The sequence below is a fragment of the Pandoraea faecigallinarum genome (assembly GCF_001029105.3).
Taxonomy (GTDB): domain Bacteria; phylum Pseudomonadota; class Gammaproteobacteria; order Burkholderiales; family Burkholderiaceae; genus Pandoraea; species Pandoraea faecigallinarum.
Genome location: NZ_CP011807.3, coordinates 1,221,940 through 1,245,232, shown reverse-complemented (window position 1 = coordinate 1,245,232; position 23,293 = coordinate 1,221,940). Strand labels below are relative to the sequence as shown.

26 protein-coding genes and 2 pseudogenes are annotated in these 23,293 nt (G+C 62.6%); 14 read left to right on the top strand and 14 right to left on the bottom strand.

What is annotated here, in order from left to right; all coding sequences use genetic code 11:
* Positions 1–349: 349 nt before the first annotated feature.
* From AB870_RS26745 to AB870_RS05620, 8 genes are all read left to right on the top strand, one after another.
* Complete coding sequence (locus AB870_RS26745) at positions 350–610, top strand: hypothetical protein (protein WP_167362678.1); 261 nt, start codon at positions 350–352, stop codon at positions 608–610.
* A gap of 23 nt (positions 611–633) precedes the next feature.
* Positions 634–819: a hypothetical protein gene (locus tag AB870_RS25520; protein ID WP_047907266.1), complete on the top strand. Its 186-nt coding sequence runs from the start codon at positions 634–636 to the stop codon at positions 817–819.
* Positions 820–826: 7 nt separating this feature from the next.
* Positions 827–1,168 carry a hypothetical protein gene (locus tag AB870_RS05640; protein ID WP_047907265.1) on the top strand — a complete coding sequence of 114 codons (342 nt, stop codon included), beginning with the start codon at positions 827–829 and terminating at the stop codon, positions 1,166–1,168.
* Positions 1,169–1,473: 305 nt separating this feature from the next.
* Positions 1,474–1,701: an FDXHR family putative zinc-binding protein gene (locus AB870_RS27510; RefSeq protein WP_047907264.1), complete on the top strand. Its 228-nt coding sequence runs from the start codon at positions 1,474–1,476 to the stop codon at positions 1,699–1,701.
* Positions 1,702–1,924: 223 nt separating this feature from the next.
* Entirely contained in the window at positions 1,925–2,149 is a 225-nt protein-coding gene (locus AB870_RS05635) for a hypothetical protein (protein WP_047907263.1), read from the top strand.
* A complete protein-coding gene (locus AB870_RS05630) occupies positions 2,139–2,447 on the top strand; it encodes a hypothetical protein (RefSeq protein ID WP_047907262.1) in 309 nt (102 codons plus the stop codon). The genes AB870_RS05635 and AB870_RS05630 overlap by 11 nt, the downstream gene beginning before the upstream one ends.
* 28 nt (positions 2,448–2,475) lie before the next feature.
* Entirely contained in the window at positions 2,476–3,375 is a 900-nt protein-coding gene (locus tag AB870_RS05625; protein WP_157112250.1) for a hypothetical protein, read from the top strand.
* A 419-nt stretch (positions 3,376–3,794) separates the two neighbouring features.
* Positions 3,795–4,475 (top strand): hypothetical protein, encoded by a 681-nt coding sequence (locus tag AB870_RS05620; protein ID WP_047907260.1) that lies wholly within the window; start codon positions 3,795–3,797, stop codon positions 4,473–4,475.
* Between the two features lie 779 nt (positions 4,476–5,254).
* Here AB870_RS05620 and AB870_RS05615 read toward each other — a convergent pair.
* On the bottom strand, positions 5,255–5,551 hold the full coding sequence (locus AB870_RS05615; RefSeq protein WP_064674777.1) for a hypothetical protein: 297 nt from the start codon (positions 5,549–5,551) through the stop codon (positions 5,255–5,257).
* 105 nt (positions 5,552–5,656) lie between these two features.
* Between AB870_RS05615 and AB870_RS27450 the strand changes: the two genes are divergently transcribed.
* Positions 5,657–5,890, top strand: a complete 234-nt coding sequence (locus AB870_RS27450) for a toxin-antitoxin system HicB family antitoxin (RefSeq protein WP_084663356.1) — start codon at positions 5,657–5,659, stop codon at positions 5,888–5,890.
* Between the two features lie 36 nt (positions 5,891–5,926).
* Here AB870_RS27450 and AB870_RS25510 read toward each other — a convergent pair.
* Positions 5,927–6,091: pseudogene (locus AB870_RS25510) on the bottom strand (integrase core domain-containing protein); the annotation flags it as partial.
* Between the two features lie 431 nt (positions 6,092–6,522).
* On the opposite strand from AB870_RS25510, the gene AB870_RS05610 reads away from it, so the two are divergent.
* Positions 6,523–6,846 (top strand): hypothetical protein, encoded by a 324-nt coding sequence (locus AB870_RS05610; RefSeq protein ID WP_047907258.1) that lies wholly within the window; start codon positions 6,523–6,525, stop codon positions 6,844–6,846.
* A gap of 112 nt (positions 6,847–6,958) precedes the next feature.
* Here the strand turns inward: AB870_RS05610 and AB870_RS05605 are convergent, their stop codons facing one another.
* From AB870_RS05605 to AB870_RS05595, 3 genes are all read right to left on the bottom strand, one after another.
* Complete coding sequence (locus tag AB870_RS05605; RefSeq protein ID WP_157112248.1) at positions 6,959–7,276, bottom strand: hypothetical protein; 318 nt, start codon at positions 7,274–7,276, stop codon at positions 6,959–6,961.
* A 154-nt stretch (positions 7,277–7,430) separates the two neighbouring features.
* Positions 7,431–8,555 carry an ArsO family NAD(P)H-dependent flavin-containing monooxygenase gene (locus AB870_RS05600; protein ID WP_047907256.1) on the bottom strand — a complete coding sequence of 375 codons (1,125 nt, stop codon included), beginning with the start codon at positions 8,553–8,555 and terminating at the stop codon, positions 7,431–7,433.
* Positions 8,552–9,670: an AraC family transcriptional regulator gene (locus AB870_RS05595; protein WP_071386842.1), complete on the bottom strand. Its 1,119-nt coding sequence runs from the start codon at positions 9,668–9,670 to the stop codon at positions 8,552–8,554. Before AB870_RS05595 ends, AB870_RS05600 begins: the two co-directional genes overlap by 4 nt.
* A gap of 165 nt (positions 9,671–9,835) precedes the next feature.
* On the opposite strand from AB870_RS05595, the gene AB870_RS05590 reads away from it, so the two are divergent.
* Together AB870_RS05590 and AB870_RS05585 are read left to right on the top strand one after the other, a co-directional pair.
* Positions 9,836–11,173: an FAD-dependent oxidoreductase gene (locus tag AB870_RS05590; protein ID WP_047907255.1), complete on the top strand. Its 1,338-nt coding sequence runs from the start codon at positions 9,836–9,838 to the stop codon at positions 11,171–11,173.
* A 67-nt stretch (positions 11,174–11,240) separates the two neighbouring features.
* A complete protein-coding gene (locus tag AB870_RS05585; RefSeq protein ID WP_047907254.1) occupies positions 11,241–12,104 on the top strand; it encodes an NmrA family NAD(P)-binding protein in 864 nt (287 codons plus the stop codon).
* A gap of 72 nt (positions 12,105–12,176) precedes the next feature.
* Here AB870_RS05585 and AB870_RS05580 read toward each other — a convergent pair whose 3' ends face one another.
* The 5 genes and pseudogenes from AB870_RS05580 to AB870_RS05565 form a co-directional block, all read right to left on the bottom strand.
* Entirely contained in the window at positions 12,177–13,049 is an 873-nt protein-coding gene (locus AB870_RS05580) for an alpha/beta fold hydrolase (protein WP_047907253.1), read from the bottom strand.
* Positions 13,039–14,199, bottom strand: a complete 1,161-nt coding sequence (locus AB870_RS27505) for a glycosyl transferase family 8 (protein ID WP_047908842.1) — start codon at positions 14,197–14,199, stop codon at positions 13,039–13,041. Before AB870_RS27505 ends, AB870_RS05580 begins: the two co-directional genes overlap by 11 nt.
* A gap of 363 nt (positions 14,200–14,562) precedes the next feature.
* Positions 14,563–15,177: pseudogene (locus AB870_RS27500) on the bottom strand (tetratricopeptide repeat protein); the annotation flags it as partial.
* Positions 15,178–15,367: 190 nt separating this feature from the next.
* Positions 15,368–16,384 carry an ABC transporter substrate-binding protein gene (locus tag AB870_RS05570; protein WP_157112247.1) on the bottom strand — a complete coding sequence of 339 codons (1,017 nt, stop codon included), beginning with the start codon at positions 16,382–16,384 and terminating at the stop codon, positions 15,368–15,370.
* 85 nt (positions 16,385–16,469) lie between these two features.
* Complete coding sequence (locus tag AB870_RS05565) at positions 16,470–17,801, bottom strand: aromatic ring-hydroxylating dioxygenase subunit alpha (RefSeq protein WP_047907251.1); 1,332 nt, start codon at positions 17,799–17,801, stop codon at positions 16,470–16,472.
* Positions 17,802–17,965: 164 nt separating this feature from the next.
* Between AB870_RS05565 and AB870_RS05560 the strand changes: the two genes are divergently transcribed.
* Complete coding sequence (locus tag AB870_RS05560) at positions 17,966–18,922, top strand: AraC family transcriptional regulator (RefSeq protein WP_047907250.1); 957 nt, start codon at positions 17,966–17,968, stop codon at positions 18,920–18,922.
* Between the two features lie 110 nt (positions 18,923–19,032).
* Positions 19,033–19,578: a glutathione peroxidase gene (locus AB870_RS05555; protein WP_047907249.1), complete on the top strand. Its 546-nt coding sequence runs from the start codon at positions 19,033–19,035 to the stop codon at positions 19,576–19,578.
* 135 nt (positions 19,579–19,713) lie between these two features.
* On the opposite strand, the gene AB870_RS05550 is transcribed toward AB870_RS05555, so the two are convergent.
* From AB870_RS05550 to AB870_RS05535, 4 genes are all read right to left on the bottom strand, one after another.
* Entirely contained in the window at positions 19,714–20,685 is a 972-nt protein-coding gene (locus AB870_RS05550) for a VOC family protein (RefSeq protein ID WP_047907248.1), read from the bottom strand.
* 33 nt (positions 20,686–20,718) lie between these two features.
* Positions 20,719–21,684 carry a PDR/VanB family oxidoreductase gene (locus tag AB870_RS05545; RefSeq protein WP_047907247.1) on the bottom strand — a complete coding sequence of 322 codons (966 nt, stop codon included), beginning with the start codon at positions 21,682–21,684 and terminating at the stop codon, positions 20,719–20,721.
* 52 nt (positions 21,685–21,736) lie between these two features.
* Positions 21,737–22,180 carry a RidA family protein gene (locus AB870_RS05540; RefSeq protein WP_047907246.1) on the bottom strand — a complete coding sequence of 148 codons (444 nt, stop codon included), beginning with the start codon at positions 22,178–22,180 and terminating at the stop codon, positions 21,737–21,739.
* Positions 22,181–22,248: 68 nt separating this feature from the next.
* Complete coding sequence (locus tag AB870_RS05535) at positions 22,249–23,280, bottom strand: aromatic ring-hydroxylating oxygenase subunit alpha (protein ID WP_047908841.1); 1,032 nt, start codon at positions 23,278–23,280, stop codon at positions 22,249–22,251.
* Between the last annotated feature and the right edge of the window lie 13 nt (positions 23,281–23,293).

Below are 23,293 nucleotides of genomic sequence, written 5' to 3'. Positions count from 1 at the left end.
ACCGAATTATGTCCGATAGTAGGAAGAAGCCACGCCTCGGAATTGCGTGGCCGTCTCCTTCCGCCTTGCTGCTGTGTCGCGCTCTCTGTAGAGGGAGGCGGGCGACACCCTAGGCAACAAGGCAAGGCATTGCTCATAGCCTTGTGTGTGCATGGGCCGGTGTGTGACTACGGCGCACCGGTCCCATTGCCCTCGATAGAGTCCATTCGTCACACGTCACCATAGCCATTCTTGTTTCTGGCTATCGGTTCGCGTCACCAGCAGTGCCCCCTCAGTTCCCCTGGCAGTTCATCCCCGAGAGTCACCCGTGAGGGTCGGCTCTGTTTCTGCGCAATTCCTCTTCCTCGAAATGAAAAAAGAACAACGCATCCAGTATCAACGGCGGCTTGATCCCGAGACTAGTGATGTCCTCCGAGTTCGCCTTGAGCGACCGCTAGCGGACACCATTCAGGCTCTTCAAGAGCATCCTACATGTGTCATCAAGGGCAACCTCATCCCGTCTCGCAGTCTGATTATGCGGCGCGCCATTCAGGTCTATGACAAGTATGTCCGGGGCCTGAGTGGTGATGCCGCTGATCGCGAGAACGCCGAACTCCATCGCCTCACCTAAACCAATCAACACAACCACTGACCATGACAACCATTACTGACAAGGCATTTTCAGGACAACAGTTCTTCGGACTCCCTGAGTTTGTAGGTACTCCCACCGCCACCGTGAATGGCGAAGATGCTCCACTAACTTCATTGGCTAGCGGGGTCTTCCTCACCACCCCCTGCGCACAAGACGATGAGGTAATCGTCACCTTCGAGCGGGCGTAAGCGACTCATGAAACTGCCGTTCCGACAACTCGACATCGGGGAGCGGATTGAGCGAACGCTTCACCTCAGCATAGCCGAGATTGGCACGCTGACGTTTCTCGAAGACCTATATTGGCGAACGGGCGAGCTTCCGCCCAAGTCGGCGCTTGAGACAACCTACGTTGCCCGAGGCGGGGACCCAGCAGTTCTCGCTAAGGTCCTCAAAACGTATTTTCCCAAGCGTAAAGCACCCCATCTCGATCAAGACCGAGCGAAGGCAATCGCCAAGATTGAAACGAACAGAGTCAACGGGAGGAAAGGCGGCAGACCTTCGACGTTGAAACCCGAGGCCGCAGAGGCTGATTTTTAAGGGCTTGGGAGAAACCCACCGGTTAGCGCCCCGCTAAGGCAACAGGAACAGTAACAAGAACAGGAAGAGACCACAACAAGGACTCTTTACCTCCGTGCCATCTCTGATACGGCTTCGCCGTGGGAGACCACATATCCTGATTCAATGTGGAGGTTGACCGTGAAGGGTGTCTCCCCCTCAGAGAGACTCGGTCTCCAAGCGAAGCGAAGCTGAGCGCCGCTACACGTCTCCCTCTCAGTTCCCCCCTTTAGATGCTTATCCACGCCCGCCATTGAGCGGGCTTCTTTTTGTCTGCAAACAACATCATGAGCAAACGACTAACCGGAGACCGCAACCAATGCCCCGGATGTCACCAGCATTTCAATTCCTCTCACGCTTTCGACAAGCACCGAATAGGCGTATTCGGGAAAGACCGTCGATGTATGACTGTCCCCGAGATGAAAGCGAAGGGCATGGCAATTAATAAGGATGGATTCTGGGTCAGCAGTCTACGCCCTCAAAAATCGATTCTGAGGGCACCGGTAGGCACCTAACAGCCGCCGCCCGACACCGACCTATACCACTCATCCCATATTCCCATGAGCCCCTCTGAATCCCCCACCGTTGCACTCGAACTGCTGACAACGATGCGAGACCGGTATGAGCGCTTTGTTCCTCGCGTCTACCGGCATTACTTCCGAAAGGACCTTCTCAGGCGAATGAAGAAGGCAAAACACCTCGCACAAATCTACGCCTCCGGCACTTGAAACCATTCTCATGACTATCGAACCAGAAGCCTCCGCATCAGCGTTGAAGAAGCGCAAACCGTCGAAGCGCGTGACCAACATTGCCGCTGAGAATGAGCGCCGCCAAGCAATCCATGCTCGATTGGACCTCCTCCTTGATAACCCCACCCGTGATGAGCACATGGAAATTCTGATCTCGTTACTCATTGGATGGGAGCTAGAGGCGAGGCTACGGAGATTGGTCGATGCAAAGTGACGACGAAGTATTCACCGTCTCCGGCATCACAGCGTCAGCGTCCGCGTTGATCCGCCTTGGATTACTCCAGCGTGACCCTCAAGGTGCCTTTCTGACCACCGGCAAATTTCCCCATCGGCCCATCCCGGCGGCTCCCCCAGACTTCTCCTCAGCACCTGCCCCAGACCCATACAGCCCCGAGGGATTGACCCGGCGGGGCTATAACGTGTTGCGAGGGGAAACCTTCGACCAAGACCGCGTGATGATCGACGGGGGCTATTACCGCATCACCGAGGCACGGAAACACGGCCTCATCTAACCCACCACTTCAAACCAAGACTACGACCATGAGCGACTACAACAGCTACTCCACCTACGTCCCTACCGACGAAACAGCAGCCCCGACCACCGGCCCCACAACCCGCGTTACTGGCGGAACGACTTCGATTACGTTGAACGGCAATGAGGCCAAATCTAACTTTAGTCAGCATGCCGAGGTTTCCGCTAGTGACCTCTCTCCGTATTCCGCTGATGACTGGCGCAGCACAGCCCGAAACTCAATGGGTTTCCCCACCAACAACATCACCTCTGATAGCGTAGTTGAAATCTCAGGCATGAATGCCAAGGTTGGCGACTTCATTAAGGCGGGTGTACTGCGAGAGACTGCGGATGGCTTCGCACTGGCATCTAGCGATAGCGCGGGTGACACCGACGAGGGCACCGAAGAGACAAGCCCGGACGCCGCCACGATGCCCGAAGAAGTGGCCTCAGCGGTAGATGCCGCAGTGGAGCCGTTCGACCAATCGACACTGGATGTTGGTCTAGCCCATGCCATCGCAGCCGCTACCGGCGATATGGCAATTGAGGATGTCGTCTTAGGCGTGGCACAGCGGTCTGGCATGGACCCGTCGCAAGCAGGCGAGCGTGTTCAATTCGTGATGGACGCGTATCAGGCGCAGACCGATAACTTCCTCACGAAGAATGGCCTCAACGCTGATGAACTTCCCGCTTTCTACGATTGGGCCAAGCAGAGCGGACAGAAGGCAATGCTCACAACTGCCATCCAGCAACAGGCATACGGGCGAGATATGAGCGCGTGGAAGCCACTCATCGCTGGGTTTATGCGTGGTGTTGCCCCGAACCTCGGAGCACTCCAAGCAAATGGCTACGAGGTCAACGGAAATCTTGTGCGCATCGACGGGAAGTGGATGAACGTGAAGGCAGCAGCTAAAGCCGGATTCATCTGATTCACGGCGGGGACTGCCTCGACGCAAGGCCTAGGGTGGGGTAACATCGCGGGGTAATTCAACCTACCCCACGAATCCCCTTCAGGCCAGATATAGCCTTGCGGGCTGAGAGTTGCGTAGCGTTACCGGCCCTGGGCACCACAACAGCCTTATCTGGCAAGACTTCCCCGGTGGTTTGGCGTAATTTTGGCGTAATGATCGCTTCTCCCCCCATAGATCCTCCACGCGATCAGCGCGTTGGCGATTGAACCTGCTCACCCGCCTCGGCGGACTGAAGTTCGAGTTGGGTCACCTTCACATCCGACAACACTCGTAGCGGCGAATCACGCACTCTGTTGCCTCGGGTTAGATCGGTCGCCCCGCCTGCTCATGCTGCTCGCACCCCCGGGAACACGTTAGAATATTTCGACATCAGCAAGATGGGGCGGCTCGTGCTAGCGATAAAAGATTTGGTAACGAAGTTCGATCTTCGAACATTCAAGCCGGACGGGGATTGGATCTACACATGGTCCTGGATCAGGACTCGAGATGAGCCAATCTCAGCGGCGCAGTATCTGAAATTCGCAGAAAGTGACTTGTCGGAAGGCGAGTCGGAACGTCACCTAGTGAACGCCCTAACCAATGCGAAACGAGCCCTTCACCTGCGCATGGAAGATGTCTGCCTTGGCTTCGGCTTTGCAAGCTTTGGGGAACGACGCTCATTTCCGCGCATGGTCGAATTCCTATCCAAAGTAGGTGTTACCGCTCCAAGGATACTTAACCGGCTAAATCAACTTCGCAATCAAGTCGAGCATGAATACCTTGCTCCCCACCGATCAGAAGTTGAAACATTTATTGATGTGACAAGCCTGTTTGCTGCTTCCACGCAACGCTGGATAAATCGCCAACCCAGCGACATCGAAATCAACCAGGATGTGATCATAGAAGGACAAACAATCACTCTTAAGGCAATGGCTTTTGATTGGGAGCGCGCCCGTGCACACCTTCATTTCATCTCGCGTCGCGGTAATGCACAATGGGAGCAAGAGACCCTCGCATTTCAATGCCCTTCCGAAGACTTCTTTCGTTGCGCAAGACTCGCATTGGAAAACGAGTGGTAATCGCACGGGCCAGTGCGGGCGTGGCCGGCCTCTGGACCAGCGAACGTCAGTCGCCATCACATGCGATGATCGGAGCGCTGCAAGCGTTGAATGCTCAGCTTGATGACGAAACGTCACGCCTCAATGCCCCCCGTTGGGTCCAAAGCGCGTCGAAGCGCGTTTTGCAGGCTTTCCAATCATAAAGACAAGGTGGGCCAGCAACATTCTTGCTACACTCGCTCGCAAAGAATTGCTCGTCATTGCACGAAAATATGCGCTTCGCCAAGACATCCGCCCCCCTAGGCCGTTACTACACCGATACCACTATCGCCTCGCTACTTCTCGAGGCGATGCCTAACTTTAGTCCATCCCTAGCGATTGATCTCGGGGCGGGTGATGGCGCACTCGTGCAAGAGGCGTCGAAACGATGGACGTCTACTCGCTTTGTTACCGTCGACATTGACAAGCATGCCGGTAGTGCAAGTTTGACCCGTCGTCACGGAAAAATATTCAGGCATCACGTCGGGGATGCCTTAGATTGACGTGTCCCCGGAATATCGGTACAGGTCAAAACTAGAGGTAAAGTTGCTTCTGAAGTGCCCTCTCCCGACCAAGAACCGTGTTTGCTTCGGCGGGGGCATTACCCGGCCAACTCCACCACTTACGCTATACGGTAGGCCCTTATAGTCCGACGTCAATCCTGTCGCTTGCCGCCACGCTGCATTCACAACGTTCGCGAGCGTCTCCTTGCTTACCGGAGTGGCGTGCGGGGACCGCCGTTCTTGACGGCCCCGTAGAACTTACCCCTTCACCTCGGGCGGCAATCCTTTGCCGCGCGAATAAAGAATGACACTGGGACCGGCCAAGCGCTCAGACGAGACTACGGCGTGCGCGAACGTGTCGAAGTAGTTCGCATGCTCGGGATCGGTAACCGGTGCTTTCTTTATCTCCTTCGCGAACTCACCCCACTCGAACCCCAGGTACTTCCTCTGTTCGTAGAACCAAACGACATGCCCTTCGCGTGCCAGCATCTCGGGGATGTCGAATCCACCTTCTCCTCCATTTGCACAGCCCTTTTCGTCATTTGCAATGCTCATCAAGGCCTCCTGTGATTTGAGTGGATCTAGCCGATAAGTCGGCTATGTCCATCATCGCAGCAGCATCGGTCCCTGAGTTTCAGCAACTTCCGAATAAATCGTCCGATGCGTCGACTCTCGAAATGTGTCGGCAGACATCGAAAACGTTCATGGCGTATGCCCCGCCAGTTCTTTCAATACTATTTGTCGCATGGAATCCTCCCGATGTGGACAAGGGTGCTGTCGCATCAATTGCAAGCGCCTAAACCTCACGAGGCTGCTGCAATTGCAGCAGCCTCGCACGGTCAAAGTCTCAATCAATGGGTAGCGGAAACGTTAGAGCATGCCGCGACCGCCTGACCGCGAAGATGCAGTAAGACTGACCCTATACCAACATTAGCACCGATCAGAACTAGAAATTTCCGGCTTCGGGGTTTCGTCGGTCGGGGTGCGCTGCCTCGCCCCACGGGCGAATTCGACGGTTGTCTTCCACTGCAATGCGAAGTGGGGACGACTCTCGTTATAGTGCCGCCGCCAAGCGGCGATCTTGCGTCGGGCATCGTCCCGCAACAACGTGCCCGTTAGCACATATCGCCGAAGTTGCGACCGTCCGCGCATCGTTTGTCCTCCCAACATGCCCAACGCCACGCAGGTAATAGCTCGTCAATATGACCGCTCTTTACGGGAAGCCCCGCGTGCATCCTTGGCGCACGGGTTACGTATTTTCTTAAACAACCGGCCGTTCAACCTCGCACCCTCATCTAGACGCCACGATGCCCGTCAAATTGACTACGCGCTGCCGGAACGCGCTTAGCACATGGATCCGCACATCCGTCGCGCATTCGTTTCCATTTGTGAAAAACACCGAAACCTTCCGTACCTGAACGCATCGATCCGCCTATTCGGACGTTGCTGAAACGCAAGTCACTTCACTCCTGACATCATGAATGCGCCCCCAAAGCAACGACTCATGCAAATCACCGGAGACCATCATGAATGCTTCAAAAGACGCCCAACGCGAGAAATCCGACAGGATCGGGAAGAAGAAAATCAGGAAGGCGAACGCCACGCCCGAGGTGCCCAAGTCGTTGGCAAGGCAGGGCTATGTGGTGTGGTTCCATGACCACGGCAAGTATCTGGGACTGGCCTGGAACGAGGCAATGTCGGAAATCGAAAAGGCGCACGTCACCAACGACGATCACGCCATTTACTTCGAAACGTTCGCACAGGCAGCAGTCGCGTGCGACAAGTTTGTCAGCCCATGCCGGGTGCTGCATTCTCCGGGACCGGGCAAGCCACCGAAGCTTATGGGGTAAGCGGAAGAGGCGAACCCTGTCGGGAACCGGTGCGCCTGTCGCTTACGAGTCGTATGAGGGTCGGACCGGACAACGGCAGGGAGCGGCCAGGAGCGGCCTGCGGCGCCGGACATCAACCCGATTTCAAAATGAAATGGGTCGCGGCGACCAGCGCCGTGCCAACGGTCACCATCGTGCAGACCAGTCGCCACGTTAGCGCGTGCAGTTCCTTGTGCACCGCCGTGAATCCCTGATGCATCTCGGCACGGACTGCGCCAATTTCTTTGGCCAGATCCTCTTTGGTGGCAAGCGCCGGCAGTACTGCCTCGGCTGCCGTCATGCGTTCATGCAGCCTCATGTCGTCATGTTTGTGTTTGCCCTCGACGTGCACTTTGAAACGTGTGATGCGCGAGTCAACTTTCCGGAGTGTTCCCATCTCTATTAGCACCATCTATCGCATTTTCACCTCCCGCAACGGCAGGCGCCCAACGCGTGGATAAACAAATTGCGGCGCGAACATTTGGCGCGGAGGCCACGCGAATTTTCGCGACTTTCGATGCCGTCATGGCAACCGCTCGCCGCCGCATGAAAGCCACTTTATCTCGTTAATCGTCGTTGCAGCGCTGCGTAGTCGCCGTCGAACGCGCACCGAGGAACGCCACGACTTCCTGTGCCGTCGCACGCGCGCTGCGCATCACGCCGATCAGTGTCGCCGACGCATACCCCGTCCATTCGCCATAGCCCACGAGCCAAAGCCCCGGCGCATCGATACATCGCGTTCCCTCGACACGGATCCGCCCATCATCCTGCGCGATCGAGAGCGGCTGCAAGTGACCGAGCGACGGCCGGAATCCCGTACACCAGATGACGACATCCACCGCCGAGTGCCTGCCGTCATCCCACACCACACCATCGTCCACAAAGCGCGCAAACGGACGCACCGCGTGCAAAACCCCGCGCTCTCTCGCATCCCGCACCGAGGGCACCATGACGATATGCCCCAGGCCGCTGTCGGGGTACGGATCGGGCAACCCGCGTTGTGCGGCTTGCCACCGTGCCGTCGCACGCTCGAAAAGCACGCGCCCGTCGATGTCATCGGGCAGGAACGACGGCGCACGCAACGCGACCCACGTCGCCTCGCTCACATGTGAGACTTCGGCGTAGATCTGCGCGCCCGAATTACCGCCCCCGACGACCAGCACGCGTTGCCCGCGCACCGCCTGTGCGCCACCATAGTCCGCAGAATGCACCTGACGCCCGCGAAACGACGCCTGCCCGGGATAGCACGGCACGTACGGCGAGCGCCACGATCCCGTGGCGCTGATCACGGTGCGCGCCAACCAGTCGCCGCTGTCCGTGCTCACGAGAAATCCGTCGACCTGCGAGACAACGCCCGTCACATGAACCGGGCGCTCCACCGGCACCTCGTAGCGCGCCTCGTACTCGCGCAAATAGGTCACGACATCGTCACGCGACGGATAGTGCGCCTCGCCGCCTCGCATCGGCCAGCCCGGAAGTGAGCTCCACTGCGCGGGCGAGAAAAGTTGCAGCGACGGCCATGCGCGTTGCCACGCACCGCCCGCCGTCGCCTGATCGTCCAACACGACGTAGTTCACTTTCCAGCGCCGCAGGAAATACGCGGTGGCCAGCGCAGACTGGCCACCGCCGACGACCAGCGTGTCGATGTATCGCGGCGATTCGCGAGGCGACGCCGTCTCGTCCCGACTCATACGGCCCCCGCTTCGTCCGCGCCGTTCGTTTGACCCGCCGCGTTTGCGTCGTTTGCGTCGTTTGCGTCGTTCGCCTGGTCCGCCTGGTTCGCCTGGTCCGCCTGGTCCGCCTGGTTCGCCTGGTCCGCCTGGTCCGCCTGGTCCGCCTGGTCCGCCTGGTCCGCCTGGTCCGCTTGGTCCGCTTGGTCCGCTTGGTCCGCTTGGTCCGCTTGGTCCGCTTGGCCCGCTTCGCTCGCCTCCTCGCTTTCGCCGGACCGGTGAGCGCCGTCCACATCGCCTCTCTCGTCCGGTGACGTGCGCGGGCCGACCTGACGGAAGTAGCGCCCTGGCGATTCACCGAAGGCACGCCGGAACATCGCGATGAAGTTGCTTGGCGTGGAATACCCGAGGGAGTCTGCGATGGTGCCGACCGCCTCGCCGTTGACCAGCCGCTCCAGCGCGCTCACGAGCCGCGCCTGCTGCCGCCACTGGGTGAAGCCCATCCCGGTCTCGGCGACGAAGAGCCGGCGTGCCGTACGCGACGACACGCCGGCACGCTGCGCGAGCATGTCGAGCGACGCCTGTCCGCCGAGATCCCCCAGCACCGCGCGCGCCACGCGCACCGCTCGCGCGTCCGTCGGCATGGGCAAGCCGAGGGGTTCCGCGGGCGCACGCGCGATCTCGTCGATCAGCACCTGCGCCAGACGCGCCTCGTCGTCTGTCAGCACCTCGCGCGACGCCCACGACACCGCCCGCTTCACGAGCGCCGCCAGCAACTCCGACACGCCCACGACACATGGCGTCGACGGCAGCTTGGTCACCGCGCCCGGCGCCACCAGCACGATCCATCCGCTCACAACGCCCGAGAACGACACGCGATGCGTTACGGTGGGCGGAATCCACCCGGCGCGGTACGGCGGCAGTACCCACGCGCCAAAAGGCGTATGCACATGCACCAACCCCGAGTGGATACAGAACAGTTGCCCGCGCACATGCGAGTGCCAATCCAGCTCGCGCGTGCCAACCCTGAACAGGCTGCGTTCGTGATCGCGTCCACCGAAAGCCCACACGGGCGGGCCGTCAGGCCGGTCGTTGGGCCGGTAACGCGCGAACGGCGAATCCTCCAGCTTCGTCATCGGTACATCCGAGGGCTTGCGAGACAGGCCTGTTGGATCGATGCGCATACCTTTGTCCGATTTGCATTGTTTTATGACCAAACGATGTTATCAGGTCAACGCAGGACACGCAGACAATGAGCGAAGTGCCACACACTGCCGCCTCCCGGCGGCCCATTCAAGATCATGTCTGCCATGCATGTCACCATCATCGGCGCGGGTCTGGGCGGCCTGTGCCTCGCCCAGGGCCTGCGTCGCGCCGGCGTCGCATTCGACGTCTACGAACGCGACACCGCGCCCGAAGCCCGCTTCCAGGGATACCGCCTTCGCATCGATGCCGACGGCCTCGACGCCCTCGCGCAATGCCTGCCCGCCGCCCACGTCGAACGCGTGCGCGAGCGCGCCGCCGTTGCGCGCACCGGCGGGCGCTTCGTCACCCCGCAACTCGCCAATGCCGATGTCATCCTGCCGCCCAGCTGGCACGACGCCCATACGGACGAGAGCGTCACGGAACACCGTCGCCGGACGTGCCCGGCGACCGGACATCCCGAACCGCACGCGCCCGACATTCCGGGCGACGTCAGCGTCCACCGCCAAACCCTTCGCGAGATTCTGCTCGACGGCATTCGCGACCGGGTGCATTTCGGAAAGTCCTTCGCCCGCACCACCACCACGGACGACGGCCGCCGCGTCGCCCATTTCGAAGACGGTTCGCACGGCGCGCCGGGGCTGATCGTCGCCGCGGACGGCACCCACTCCCGTGTGCGGGAATACGTGCTGCCGGGTATGACCCCGCGCGACACCGGCGACGTCTGCATCTACGGCCTGACGCCGTTGTCGACTGCGCTGCTCGTCCTGATGGACGCTCATGGCGAAGCGGCCACCATGGAGGGCAGCACCGTCGTTTTCGCCGACGGATTCGCCGTGATCGTGCAAGCGATGCTGTTCCGTCGCGCGCCCGCCGCGAACCGCCCGCCCCCCGAGGGCACCGATCCGGCGCGGATGCCGCTCTCGCCCGTCGCGGACTATCTGTATTGGGCGTTCATCGGCCCCTCGCACCGGTTACTGGGCACCCGCCACGCAGGAACCGAGATGTCAGGCGCCGCGGCGCTCGCGCGCATCGAGACGCTCACGCAGGGATGGCACCCGCACCTCGGCTCGCTGTTTGCGCATGCGGTGCCCGAGACCATTCGCACGATGCCCGTACGCAGCACGACCAGCCCGTTGCCGTGGCAAATCGACAACGTCACGGGCCTGGGCGACGCCGTCCACACCATGAGTCCGGCAGGTGGCCTGGGCGCCAACACGGCTTTGCGCGACGCCGCCCGGCTGGCCTACCATTTGCAGTCCGTCGCCAGGGGACACCTACCGCTTCCCCAAGCCATCGCAGCCTACGAGCGCGACATGTGCGAGCGTGCGAGAGAAGCGGTTCGTCTGGCCGATGCGGGTGCCGCGCTGCTTGCCGCACGTCGCCACACGTCGCCCCCTTCATCGCGAAGCGCGTCGGACGCCATGCATTTGTGAGATGCCCCACGCCGCCGTGATACTTTTATGCCAACGTGACTAAACGGACTCAGCGCGAGGAGTGACCATGTACACCGTAATGGGTATCACGGGACGCGTCGGCGGCGTCATCGGCCACGATCTGCTCACGGCGGGTTTGCCGTTGCGGGCCATCGTTCAGGACCCCGTCAAGTCGAGCCGATGGGCGACGCTGGGCGGTGAAATCGCCGTCGCCGAGAACGGTGACGTCGATGCGCTCACCAATGCCTTTCGCGGCAGTGAAGCCGTATTCGTCATGCTGCCGCCGAACGCCGACCCCGAGCCGGACTTCTCGCATGCGCGGTATCTGATCGATGTCGTGCGGCAGGCCCTCGCTGCCACACGTCCGAAGCGCGTGGTGTGCCTCTCGAGCATCGGCGCGGACGCTGAAGTCCCCAGCCTGCTCACGGCATTGCACATGTTCGAGACGGCGATGGGGTCACTGCATCTGCCGGTCACGTTCCTGCGACCGGCCTGGTTGATGGAGAACTTCGCCTGGGACATCGCGCCGGCGCGCGAGCGTGGCGAATTCCCCAGCTATCTGGCGCCGGTGGACCGCGCCATTCCCATGGTGTCGACAAACGACGTCGGTCATTTCGCCGCGCGCGCCATGCAGGAAGACTTCAGCGGCGAGCGCATTTGGGAAATCGAAGGCCCGGAGCGCTACTCGCCCGACGACATCGCCGCCGCACTGGCACGCGCGCTGGTGCGGGACGTGCGCGCGGAAGCCGTCCCCCGTGCCGGCTGGGACCCGCTGTTCCGCGCGCAAGGCATGCGCAATCCGTTACCGCGCATTCAAATGCTGGATGCCTTCAACGACGGCACGTTCCGCTTCCTCGACGACGGCAAGCATACGTTGCGCGGTGAGATCACACTGCTCGATGCGATAGCCGCGCTGGTTCGCGAAACCTGACACGGCACGATCCAATTTCGCATCGGATCGTCATCGGATCGTCATCGGATCGTCATCGGAGGTCATCGACACTCAGTGCGACGCGTCGCAAACCGGCGTCATCGCGAGCAGGTCTTTCCACTTCGCCGCCCAATCGCCGTCGTGCGCAAGCCCGCTGACCACCCGCGTTTTCACACAGTGGCCCCCGACCGCCGCGGCGAAACGTATCGCGACGTCCGGCGGCACCACGATATCCTGCGCGCTGCTGAAATGTATCTGCGGAATGCGGGCGGTCTGACGGGCGACGTCGACGGGATTACGCGATGCCGGCATCGCCGACACCCGATGCAGCCGGTTGACGTACTCGACGTCGAGATTGCCGGCTACCGTTCTGAGCGACGCCACATCGCGACGGCGCGCGGCAATCAGCACGGCAATCGCGCCGCCGCCGGAATAGCCGACCAGTTCCACCGGCTGACCGGGCGCGCGAGCCGCGAACTGGCCGATCTCCGCGTCCATTGCCTCGATCACCTCGGGGGCGAAGCGCTTGCCGGTCCAGTAGACGACACTGCAACGCGGATCGCCGTCCATCGGCATGAACTGACAGGGCCGCGCGAGATACACGACATTGGCTGACGTGTCGGCCGCCGCCAGCGCCAATCCCGTCGCCGCAACGGGTGTCGGATCGAGCGACGGCTCGGTGCGCGACACCCAGGCCAGCCCGTCGCCCTCGATGTAGACGCGCAGCGGCCGATCCGCGCGCGTAATTCGCGAAAATGCCGTGAGACGGAAGTCGCCCGCCGTCAGTACTTCGCGCTTCAACCCGGCCGGCGTCGCCAGCGCGTCGGCATGCGCATTGCGATCCGGACTCGCGCAACCGGAAATCAGCACCGCGACGCCCGACATCAGGGCGCACACTGCCCGTCGTCCCTCAACAACGCGCCAGCGAAGCCGGTCATTCGACATTGCGCCTCCACTGCGCGACGAACGTCGTCAACTCGCTCGCCATTCGCTCGATGACCGGCGTCCATTGCGAGCGCGCCGGCTGACGGAACAGCCGCATGCCGGGATACCACGGCGAATCGTCCCGGTCGAGCAACCAGCGCCAGTCGGGTACGAACGGGAGCATCACCCACACCGGCCGCCCCATCGCCCCTGCCAGATGCACCGGAGACGAATCCACCGACACCAGCAAGTCGGCCAGATGAAGAATCGCCGCAGTGTCTTCGAAATCGCGAATGCCGTCGCTCAGCGAAACCATCGTCATGCCCGCGGGCGGTGTGCCGGCCTGCGCCGCCGCCGGGCCTTTCTGGATCGCAAGGAACGTTGCACCGCTTGCCCCCAACGGCGCGAGCTGCGCCAGCGTCACCGACCGGTTTCGGTCGTTCACATGCTCGGGACGCCCCGCCCACACGATCGCCACCCACGGCTTCGGCACATCGGCCAATCGGGCACGCCAATACGCCACGCGCTCGGGATCGGCGCTCAGATACGCAACGTCTCCCGGCAGGTCGGCCAGCGTCAGGCCCATCGCCATCGGCAGGCTCATCAGTTCGCAGTGCCGGTCGAACGTCACCGGCAGGGTCCCCCGCGCAACGAGATCCTCGTCGCCCCACATACGCCGCGCAATCGTCAGCGTCTCAGGGTTCACCTCGAAGATCACGCGTGCCTGACTGCGCGCTCGCGCCCAACGCGCCATGCGCATGAACTGGAACGTGTCGCCGTAGCCCTGTTCGTCGTGGATGAGCAGCGTCTGGCCGGGGATCGGCTGGCCGTCCCAGCGCGGGCGTTGCACCTTGCGTTCGATGGATCGCGTGTGCGCCAGACTGTAGCGGTAGCGGTACTCCTGCCAACCGCGCTCGAAATCGCCGAGTAACAGCAACGTTTCGGCCAGATCGAAGCGGTTGGACAAATCGCCGGGCACCTGACGCGCGAGCATGGCGAGAATATCGCGCCCCTCTTCCGCCTTGCCTTGTGCGCGCAAGGCTACCGCGAGCAACCGCCAAATGGGCATCGGCGCCGCGCCGGCCGACACAACGTCCTGCAACAGCGCCTGAGCGCCTTCGAAATCCTGCGATTCGATGCACCGGGCCGCCGCGTCGTGTACGGCGGCCAGATCCCGCGGCGCGTGGAATGGCTGCGCTTCGGCGGGGCACGCGACACAGGTCACGGCAGCGACGGAAGCACCGCCAGCCCCCAAAGCCTCCGAAGCTCCCGAGGCCCCCGAAGCGGCAGCATTTCGCGCGGCGATGTCGGCTTCCACCGCCGCGAGCGACGCACGCGCGTTGTCGTTTTGCGGTAACAGCGCGACGGCGGCGCGCGCGCTGGACAGCGCCTCATCCAGACGTCCCACCAGACGGAGAACGGTCGCGCGCGCGACGAGGGTCGACGGATGCTGCGCGGCGAATGCCGACATCACTTCGACGACCTGCAATGCCGAGCCCACCTTGCCTCGCGACAGTTCGAGGTCGGCCAGATTGCGATATGCGTCGACGAAATTGGGCGCGAGTTCGATGGCACGCCGGGCCAGCGTCTCGGCCTCGTCGAAACGCCGCAACGCGCTCAACAGGGCCGCCAGATTGCTGTGCGTGTCGGCGCGCTGCGGATCGAGCGCCAATGCCTTGCGGTAATGCGTTTCGGCCGCATCGAAGCGGTGCAGCAATCGCGCCGTGTTGCCGAGATTGTTCTGCGCATCGGCCGAGTCAGGTTGCAACTCGCCGACTCGCATGAGGCAGGCCATGCTCTTTTCGAGTTGCCCGGCTTCCTGCAATGCGATGCCGAGATTGTTCCATCCCGCGGCGAACGCGGAATCGATCCCGACCGCCCGCTCCCCGGCGCGCACCGCCTCGTCCAACCGCCCCGCCTGACGATACATCTCGGCCAGATCCGACCAGCAGGCCGCATGCACATGCGGCGCCCGGCAAGTCGTCTCCAGATGACCGATCGCCATATCCTGCTTGCCGTAGGCATGTGCCATCAACCCGAGCAGGTAGTGCGCGTCCGGATGATCGGGAACAACCTCCAGCACGCGCCGGCACAACGCTTCGGCCTGCGCCGCCTGTCCTGCCTGCCAGTGGGAATTGGCCAACGCCATCGCCTGAGCAAACGTCAGCGTCTGCGAAGCGCTCGACGGCGCGCCGGTGCGCGGGGCAGACGGGTCTGTCGAAGAGGAAGAAGCGGAGCACATCGGACGAAATCGGAGGGACTTGGAAAGCCACGGGCACCGCGATACTTTCACGGCGGCCGCAGCCGTGTCAATGGCTGCGGCCGCTTGCTTCGCCGTGCTACTTCCCCGGAATAAACTGATTCGTATATAGCGATTCCACGGGTTGCGCGGCACGGACGACTTTTTTGTCGACGTAGGACTTCTGCACGTGCGCCACAATGGCCGGATCGAACTCACCCGGGCGCAACCGGCTCGGGAACACATATTTCGCGTAGTAGGTCAGCACCTTCGTCACGAAATCCAGCTTGTCGGCGTAGGAGGGCACCGCCCCCACGTAGGCCCTGGACGCCGCGACCGGGTCGGCTTCGATCTCCGTCATTGCTTTCATCGTCGCTCTGACGAACTTCGAGATCATCTCGGGGTCGGATGCGATCTTCTTGTCCGAGGCGATAATCGCCTGCCCCATGCCCGGCGTGAGCTGATCCGTCGGCCGGTAGTGCACCTTGACGCCGGTTTCCTCCACGCGCGCGCCCCACTCCGGCGTGCCGACCAGACCGTCCGAGCGGCCATTCGCGACGTCCTGCCACACGCCGTTCGGCCCGCCCGCGTAAATCGTCACATCGCTCTTGTTCAATTTGCCTGCCGCAAGAATCCCGAGCGTGACGTAATACGAAGTGTCTTCATACGACATGACCGACAACGTCCTGCCCCTGAGATCGCTCGCCTGCGCGATGGTGCGATCCGCGCGCGTAATGAACTGATGCAGCGGATGCCCGCCCAGCAATGCCACCCCTTTCACATTGACGCCGTTGTTGCGCAGCAGGATGGGGGTGTCGCCGAGCGCGTCGCCGATGTCGCCGTTGCCAGCCGCCAACTGCTTGCCGACCGCCGCCCCGCCATGCACGGCGATCCAGCGAACCTTCAGCCCCTCCTGCGCGTAATATCCCCTGGTCTGCGCAAGCATGAAGGGCGCGAAGGCCAGCTCGCCTGGCGGCGCGGCCAGCAGGAATGTCACCTCCTTGAGCGGCGCCGTGCCCTGCGCCTGCGCCGACCACGCCATTGCTGCGAACGCCCCGGCCACACATGCGTCGCGCAACACCCGCCAACCACCCGCCATCCCACCGTTTCGTTTCACGTTCACCTTGTCCTCGCGTTATTGAAGTCCTGCTTCGAATCCACCACCCCGGACGAACCACGCCCCTCGCGCGCAACGTGCCGCGCTACGCCTTGCTCTGCTGCCCGTCGCTCGTGCCGTGCCCGTTGCCCCCGCCGTGGACCGTGAAGAATTTCGCGCCGCGCATCTTCTGGCCGACAGCCTGCTCATAGGCTTCGCGCACGTCGTCCGGCTGCCCCGCCTGTCCGAAAAAGTCATGTAGGTACGGCCCGAGAAGCGGATGCGCCGACAACGCCTCGCGGGTCAGCCCGGTTAGCATTTCCTCGCGGCACGCGGACGGCAAATACACTCGTTCGTTACTGGCGGGATCGGTAATCAGCCCCTTCGGCGTGGCACCGCCAGCCACGGCTTCGAGTTCCTCGAAGAACCGTCGGCGCAGCATCACGATGCCCCGGTCGCTCGCGCCCAGCGTCTCCTTCGTGCGATCGGTAATGCGCCCCTGCCCGACCCACGCGGCGAAGTCCTGATTCGCAACGTGCGAGGTAATCCAGTCGCCGTTCTCGTCGTACAGCGGGCCGTACCACGTCGGAATACGCGCCTGAACATAGGGCTCCTGCTCCTTGGGCACGCGATTGAAAACCCAGAACACCGACAGCGTGTTCTCGTCGTCGATGGGCACGCGCCATTCGAAGTGATGGCCGAGATAGAAACCGTTCGGCCAGAGCGTCACGCGTCCGACCGTCCACATGACGTTTTCCGGCGTTTCCGCGGCGCGCAAACGCTTGTAGACGAAACCATGCTCGAACTCTTCGTATGCGGTCTTCAGGTGCGTTGGCACATACCCGGCTTCGGCGTCCTGCTGACGCGCCGTCCAGTTGTTGTGCGTCCATTCGAAATGCACGGGGTCGATGGAATTTTCCTGGCACTGGAACCAGTTGCAGGGAATCTCGGCCATCACCACCTGCGCGAAGCCGTGCTCGTAGCTGAAAGGCTCCCAGTCGGGCAGCTCCGGCGCGGGTAATGGCCCCATGTAGGCCCACAGCAAGCCGGCCTTCGCGCGCACTTCGTAGGCGGTAATGCGTGTCTTCTGACGCAGGCGTGCCGACGGATCGACGATCTCCTCGAACGGCTGATGGGTGCACGCGCCGTCACGGCCGAACTCCCATCCGTGATACGCACAGCGCAACCCGCATTTCTCCACGATGCCGAACGCCAGATCGGCGTTGCGGTGCGGACAACGCCGCTGCACCAGTCCGTAATGGCCGGACAGGTCCTTGTAGAGCACGAGGTCTTCGCCGAACAGGCGGATCGGACGCACCGCCCTGGCGTCGAATTCCGAGACACCGGCAATGGGATGCCAGTAGCGTCGCAGGTAGTCGCCCATCGCCGTGCCGGGGCCGACTTCGGTGAGGAGTTTGTTCTTTTCTTGACTAAGCATGATCGATTCACCTATGGCTGGGGAATGCCACGATTTTTGATCGCGAGACGCGCGCAAGGAACTACCGCAAAATTCAATTGCGTTGCCGCTCGTCCCATCCGCATGGATTCATGCCGGTTCGGTCGCTATGCGCGAGGCAGCCCCACAAAAACAAGCGAGACGCCATGGATCAACTGAGCGAAGTTTTGGCGGATGTGCACGCCACAGCCGTCGTCACGGGCCATTTCACGCTGCACGCGCCGTGGGCGTTCGACAAGGAAGCCGTGCAGGGCATCCCGTTCCGGATCTGCCGGGGGGCCTCCTGCTGGCTGCATGTCGAAGGAGAAGCCCCTGTGCTGGTACGCGAGGGGGATGTCGTGCTGCTGCCGCAGGGCAGCGCGCACCGCATGTCGAGCACACCGGAAGTCTCGCCCGTGCCGTTCAACGATCTGCTCGCCGAGCGGGGCATCACGCCGCGCTCCGACACACCGCTGGCGATGGTCGTCGGCACCGGCGGACCGGCGTGCGAGCTGCACACCGCCATCGTGGGATTCGCGGCCGCGCACCGGCATCCGATCTTCGCGATCCTGCCCCCGGTGATTCACATCCGGCATGACGATCCTGCCGTGGTCCCCTGGTTGAAGGCGACGTTGCAGAACTTCATCGAAGAATCGATGGAATGCAAACCGGGCTGGATGATCGCGGCCGCACGGCTCTCCGACGTGCTGTGCGTGCAGATGGTGCGCGCCCATGTCCTGCAGAACGAACGCGTCGGCGCACACTGGCTCAAGGGCCTGCTCGACAAACAGGTCGGACGCGCGGTACTGGCGATCCATCGCGATCCGGCCGCCCCCTGGGACGTGCGCAAACTGGCCGAGGTGGCCGGCATGTCCCGCTCGCGCTTCGTCGCACGCTTCACGTCGCTCGTGGGCACCGCACCGATGACTCACCTGAGCGGCGTACGCATGCATCTGGCCGCAGAGGCGCTGAGCACGCGCAGCCTGCGCGTGGCGGAAGTCGCGGACAAGGTTGGATACACGTCCGAGAAGGCATTCTCGCGAGCCTTCAAACGCTGGTCCGGCGACACCCCCAGCGCGTTCGGTCAGCGCACGCGCGATCTGCTCGACAATTCGGCCAAGTGATGGTCCGGTGATGGCCCGATGATGGCCAGTGGTGGGGCGAGGACTTGCGCTACACTCGCCGAACGACCCGGGCGCCGCTTCCCGGGCCACCTCAACGACAGGAAATATCCATGAGCACCGACATCGAAACCATTGACGTGAATCGCATCGACGGCACGGCTGCCACGCTGGGCGAGTACGCCGGCAAAGTGCGTCTGATCGTGAACGTCGCATCGAAGTGCGGTCTGACGCCGCAATATGAAGGGCTGGAGCGTCTGTATCGAGACAAACGCGACGCCGGCCTCGAAGTGCTGGCGTTTCCCGCGAACAACTTCAAGGGTCAGGAACCGGGCACGGACGCCGAAATTCTCGACTTTTGCACCACGCAGTACAACGTCACCTTCCCCCTGTTCGCCAAAATCTCCGTCCTGGGCGAGGACCGCCACCCGCTGTACAGCGCACTCGTCAAGGCCAGGCCCGAAGCCACCGGCGAAGGCCCGTTCCGCGAACGCCTCAAGGGCTTCGGTGTGGAGCGCGACAATCCGGCCGATGTGCTGTGGAACTTCGAGAAGTTTCTGATCGGCCGCAACGGTCAGGTGGTGGGCCGTTTCTCGCCGGACGTGAAAGCCGACGATCCGCGTCTGGTCGCCGCCATCGACGCCGAACTCGCGAAATAAGGACAAGCGGTCCATTGCATTGGGCCGGATGCAAAAGGGGGCGATGCGCTACGCTCATAACGCATGCCCCCTCATGCCGCGTCGTTCCCCCCGGGGTTCGCCGCGCTCGCTACGACTCGTGAACCGCCGTGCGGCTTACCGCTTGGCCGTGTCTGTCATGAACTTTCCGGTCGGCGCCTCGCCTCCCTTCTTCTGACGGCGCGTGTTGCCGTCCAGTCCACCGTCCACCGCCCATTCCGCGAACACTGTCGGCCCCGGCTCGAAATCGCGCGGCTGCCATTCCGGGGTGAGGATGTCCTCGTCCGCGTAATACTCGATGAGCGCGCCGCACGGGTTCTTGAAGTACCAGAAATACGCCGACGAGATCGGGTGACGCCCCGGCCCCAATTGTGTTTCCCAGCCGCAGCGGTCGATGTGCATGCCGCCGCCGAAGACTTCGTGAATGTCGCGCACGGTAAACGCCACGTGGTTCAGGCCACGCTTGCCATTGGGCAGCGCCAGCAGGAACAGGTCGTGGTGCCCGCCGTGCGGGGCGCAGCGCATGAACGCGCCGCGATCCGGGTAGCGATCCGACAACTCGAATCCGAGTTTGTCCTCGTAGAACTTCTGCGTGGCCGCGAGTGCGTTGGTGAAGAACACGACGTGACCGACTTCGATCGGCTGCGCGCGTTCATACACGGGGCTTGGCGTATTGACGCGCTGCGCGGGCAGCCCCCACGGATTGGTCGGCGCGCCTTGCACGTCCAGTGTGCGCTTGGCCGTGACCTCGACGCGCACCGCCAGACCGTTCGGATCGATGCAGCCCGTCGCGCCGTCCTGACAGTAATAGCCGGGTTGACCGGCGAGGCGGTCCGCGATGGCGGCCACTTCCCCGGCACTCGCCACGCCCCAGGTGACTTCGCGCAGCGTCGGCCCTTCCTCCATGGCCGGCGGCAGCGACGGATCGTCGTGGCGCACGGCCAGCACGCGGCAGCCGTTGAGCGTCTCGAAGCGCGCGCCGTTGGCGTCGGCCGTGACCTCTGTCAGGCCCCAGTCGGCGAGAAACCGGCGGCAGGTGTCGAGGTCGGTGACCCCGTAGGTGATTTGTTCGATGCCAAGAATCGTCATGACAGTCTCGGGAATAAGTTCGGAGTCGGGCGTTTACAGATCCAGCGTCAGACGGTCGCCCTTGCAACCCGACACACAGATCATCATGACCTTGTTCGACGCGCGCTCGGACGCACTGAGCACCGAGTCGCGATGATCGGGACAGCCCTCGAGCACACGCGTCTCGCAGGCGCCGCACACGCCCTCCATGCAGCTATGTTCGGCGTCGATGCCCGCGGCGATCAGCGTGGCGAGCAACGTCGCACCGGCCGGCACCGTGACTTCCTTGCCGGACTTCGCGAGCGTCACGACATAGCCTTCCGAGGTGGCGGGCGGCGGTGCGTCGGGCGCTGCGGCGAACCGCTCGATGTGGACATTGTCGATTCCGGCGCCGGCGCAGGCGGCTTCGAACGCGTCGAGCATCACGCCCGGACCGCAGCAGTACGCATGCGTGCCTGCCGGCTGATCCGCCAGAAACGCGGCGAGCGACGCCGGTTTTCCGTCGTGCTGGTCGTCGAAGTGATAGGTGAGGTCGCCGCCAAGCACGTTCAGTTCATCGACGAACGCGGCCTGCTGCGCGGTGCGCGCGCAATACATCAGCTTGACGCTACGGCCCAGCGAGCGCAGACGGCGATACATACACAGAATCGGCGTGATGCCGATGCCGCCCGCGACCAGCACCGTGTGTGCAGCGGTTTCGTCCAGCGCGAAGTGATTGCGCGGTGCCGAGATGTCGAGCGTCATGCCGACACGGAAATTGTCGTGGATGAAACGCGAACCACCCCGGCTCTTCGGATCGGCCAGAATGCCGAGCACATAACGGTTCGGCTCGCCGGGCGCGTTGACCAGCGAATAGCTGCGCACCAGCCCGCTCGGCAAGTGCAGATCGATGTGCGCGCCCGGTAAGAAGTCCGGGAATGCCGTGCTGCTGCCTGCCACAGGCACGAGTTCGATGCTCATGATGCCCGCCGCCTCGAAGCGAAGCGTGCGCACCATGGCCGACAGGTTTGACTTGCTCATAACGCCGCTCTCTGTTGCTGATGTCGCTGATTTTTCCTGATGCCCGCGCCGCTCACGCCACGGACAAATCGATGTCGAGACGCGCGAACGCCTCGATTTCCACGCGCAATTCCGGGAACACGAGCGCGCTGACTTCCACGAGCGTCGAGCACGGATACGCCCCGCCGCCGGCCGCCACGCCCGCGAAAAACTCGCGGCGCGCACGACCGACTTCATCCTTGTCGGCAATGTCGGTGACGTACACCACCAGCTTGTAGATGTTCGCGAGGCTGCCGCCGCCCGCCTCGACCAGCGCACGGATCTTGCCCAGCACCACGAGCGTCTGCTCGTAGGCCGTAAGCGGCTTTTGCGCGTCGCGCGTCGCCGGATGCGCCGTCATGCCCGACATCAGGATTTCGTTGCCGAACCGAATGCCGTTGGTCCAGGTCGCCGTGCCCAGATCGGGCACGGCTTGCGCGCGAATACGCTCGGCTTTGATGGGTGAGTCGATCTGCATCGGTGAAGTCGCCCTGTGTCGTTCCGTATGGTTCTGCGTTCTGCGTTCTGCGTTCTGCGTTTCGCGATTTACGCCTTGCCCTGCTGCATGCGTTCGAGTTCCGCCTTTGCCAGATTCTTCAAATGGCGGCGCAGACGCACAATGCCCATATCGTGCTGATACAGATGCTCGTTCTGGTTGGCATCGGCTTCCATGTCTTCGAGCATCACGCGGTCCTGTTCCAACACGGCCCAGTGGCGTGCTTCGAGACGGTTGCGATACAGGAAGCGCCACGTGTCGCGCTGCCAGCCGTCGAGCTTGCGGCAACGCCAGTGGAACACGGCGGCGAGCGTGGGCGAGATCGGCGTGTAGCTCCCCACGATCACGAAGTTGCCGCCGGGGCCGCCCGTCTTCGGGTACGGAATCTCCAGACGCATCCAGTGCGTGCCGGTGTCGGCCCACTCTGTCCAGTCGAAGTTCACATCGCGCTGGCCTTCCTTCTCGAAGATGAAGCCACGGTCGGTGTCGCGAATCCGGAACGCGGCCGTGTTGTCGCCCTCGGCCATCGAGTGCGATTGCTTGTGCAGGTACGTGCCGTGCATCGGATCCATCACGTTGTCGAGTACGTAACGGTAGTCGCCCTTCCACTCCGTGTAGCACAGGAACGACGAGAATTCGCCGTCGGCGTCGAGCTCGTCCGGCAGCACGAGCGGCGGCGGCGTGTCGATATTCCCGGTGGCGTTGTACAGCCAGATCGCGTCGTTGCGCTCGACGATGTGATACGCCTGCGTCGGACGCGAGCCTTCGAGCTTGCAACCCGGACTGCCCGGCACGCGCGTCACCGTGCCGTCGCAGCGCACCTGCACGCCGTGATAACCGCAGGCGATGCGATCGCCCATCACGATACCTTTCGAGAGCGGTGCGCCGCGGTGCGGGCAATGATCGTCGAGTGCATGCACCTGGTTGTCGTGATCGCGCCAGAACACCAGTTTCTTGCCCAAACGGCGCAGTGAGACCGGCTCGCGGCCAACCATGTGCGACGGGCAAATCGGATACCAGAGATTCTTCAGGCCGCGCTCGAGGATGGCATCGGCGGTGAGGATAGGCTGTTGGGTAGTCATGGGGGACGTCTCC

Excerpts from the sequence above, each read along its gene's own strand:
- AB870_RS26745 (WP_167362678.1), top strand. The coding sequence starts at position 350 with ATGAAAAAAGAACAACGCATCCAGTATCAACGGCGGCTTGATCCCGAG.
- AB870_RS25520 (WP_047907266.1), top strand. The coding sequence starts at position 634 with ATGACAACCATTACTGACAAGGCATTTTCAGGACAACAGTTCTTCGGA.
- AB870_RS05640 (WP_047907265.1), top strand. The coding sequence starts at position 827 with ATGAAACTGCCGTTCCGACAACTCGACATCGGGGAGCGGATTGAGCGA.
- AB870_RS27510 (WP_047907264.1), top strand. The coding sequence starts at position 1,474 with ATGAGCAAACGACTAACCGGAGACCGCAACCAATGCCCCGGATGTCAC.
- AB870_RS05635 (WP_047907263.1), top strand. The coding sequence starts at position 1,925 with ATGACTATCGAACCAGAAGCCTCCGCATCAGCGTTGAAGAAGCGCAAA.
- AB870_RS05630 (WP_047907262.1), top strand. The coding sequence starts at position 2,139 with ATGCAAAGTGACGACGAAGTATTCACCGTCTCCGGCATCACAGCGTCA.
- AB870_RS05625 (WP_157112250.1), top strand. The coding sequence starts at position 2,476 with ATGAGCGACTACAACAGCTACTCCACCTACGTCCCTACCGACGAAACA.
- AB870_RS05620 (WP_047907260.1), top strand. The coding sequence starts at position 3,795 with ATGGGGCGGCTCGTGCTAGCGATAAAAGATTTGGTAACGAAGTTCGAT.
- AB870_RS05615 (WP_064674777.1), bottom strand. The coding sequence starts at position 5,551 with ATGAGCATTGCAAATGACGAAAAGGGCTGTGCAAATGGAGGAGAAGGT.
- AB870_RS27450 (WP_084663356.1), top strand. The coding sequence starts at position 5,657 with ATGCGTCGACTCTCGAAATGTGTCGGCAGACATCGAAAACGTTCATGG.
- AB870_RS05610 (WP_047907258.1), top strand. The coding sequence starts at position 6,523 with ATGAATGCTTCAAAAGACGCCCAACGCGAGAAATCCGACAGGATCGGG.
- AB870_RS05605 (WP_157112248.1), bottom strand. The coding sequence starts at position 7,276 with ATGGTGCTAATAGAGATGGGAACACTCCGGAAAGTTGACTCGCGCATC.
- AB870_RS05600 (WP_047907256.1), bottom strand. The coding sequence starts at position 8,555 with ATGAGTCGGGACGAGACGGCGTCGCCTCGCGAATCGCCGCGATACATC.
- AB870_RS05595 (WP_071386842.1), bottom strand. The coding sequence starts at position 9,670 with ATGACGAAGCTGGAGGATTCGCCGTTCGCGCGTTACCGGCCCAACGAC.
- AB870_RS05590 (WP_047907255.1), top strand. The coding sequence starts at position 9,836 with ATGTCTGCCATGCATGTCACCATCATCGGCGCGGGTCTGGGCGGCCTG.
- AB870_RS05585 (WP_047907254.1), top strand. The coding sequence starts at position 11,241 with ATGTACACCGTAATGGGTATCACGGGACGCGTCGGCGGCGTCATCGGC.
- AB870_RS05580 (WP_047907253.1), bottom strand. The coding sequence starts at position 13,049 with ATGTCGAATGACCGGCTTCGCTGGCGCGTTGTTGAGGGACGACGGGCA.
- AB870_RS05565 (WP_047907251.1), bottom strand. The coding sequence starts at position 17,801 with ATGCTTAGTCAAGAAAAGAACAAACTCCTCACCGAAGTCGGCCCCGGC.
- AB870_RS05560 (WP_047907250.1), top strand. The coding sequence starts at position 17,966 with ATGGATCAACTGAGCGAAGTTTTGGCGGATGTGCACGCCACAGCCGTC.
- AB870_RS05555 (WP_047907249.1), top strand. The coding sequence starts at position 19,033 with ATGAGCACCGACATCGAAACCATTGACGTGAATCGCATCGACGGCACG.
- AB870_RS05550 (WP_047907248.1), bottom strand. The coding sequence starts at position 20,685 with ATGACGATTCTTGGCATCGAACAAATCACCTACGGGGTCACCGACCTC.
- AB870_RS05545 (WP_047907247.1), bottom strand. The coding sequence starts at position 21,684 with ATGAGCAAGTCAAACCTGTCGGCCATGGTGCGCACGCTTCGCTTCGAG.
- AB870_RS05540 (WP_047907246.1), bottom strand. The coding sequence starts at position 22,180 with ATGCAGATCGACTCACCCATCAAAGCCGAGCGTATTCGCGCGCAAGCC.
- AB870_RS05535 (WP_047908841.1), bottom strand. The coding sequence starts at position 23,280 with ATGACTACCCAACAGCCTATCCTCACCGCCGATGCCATCCTCGAGCGC.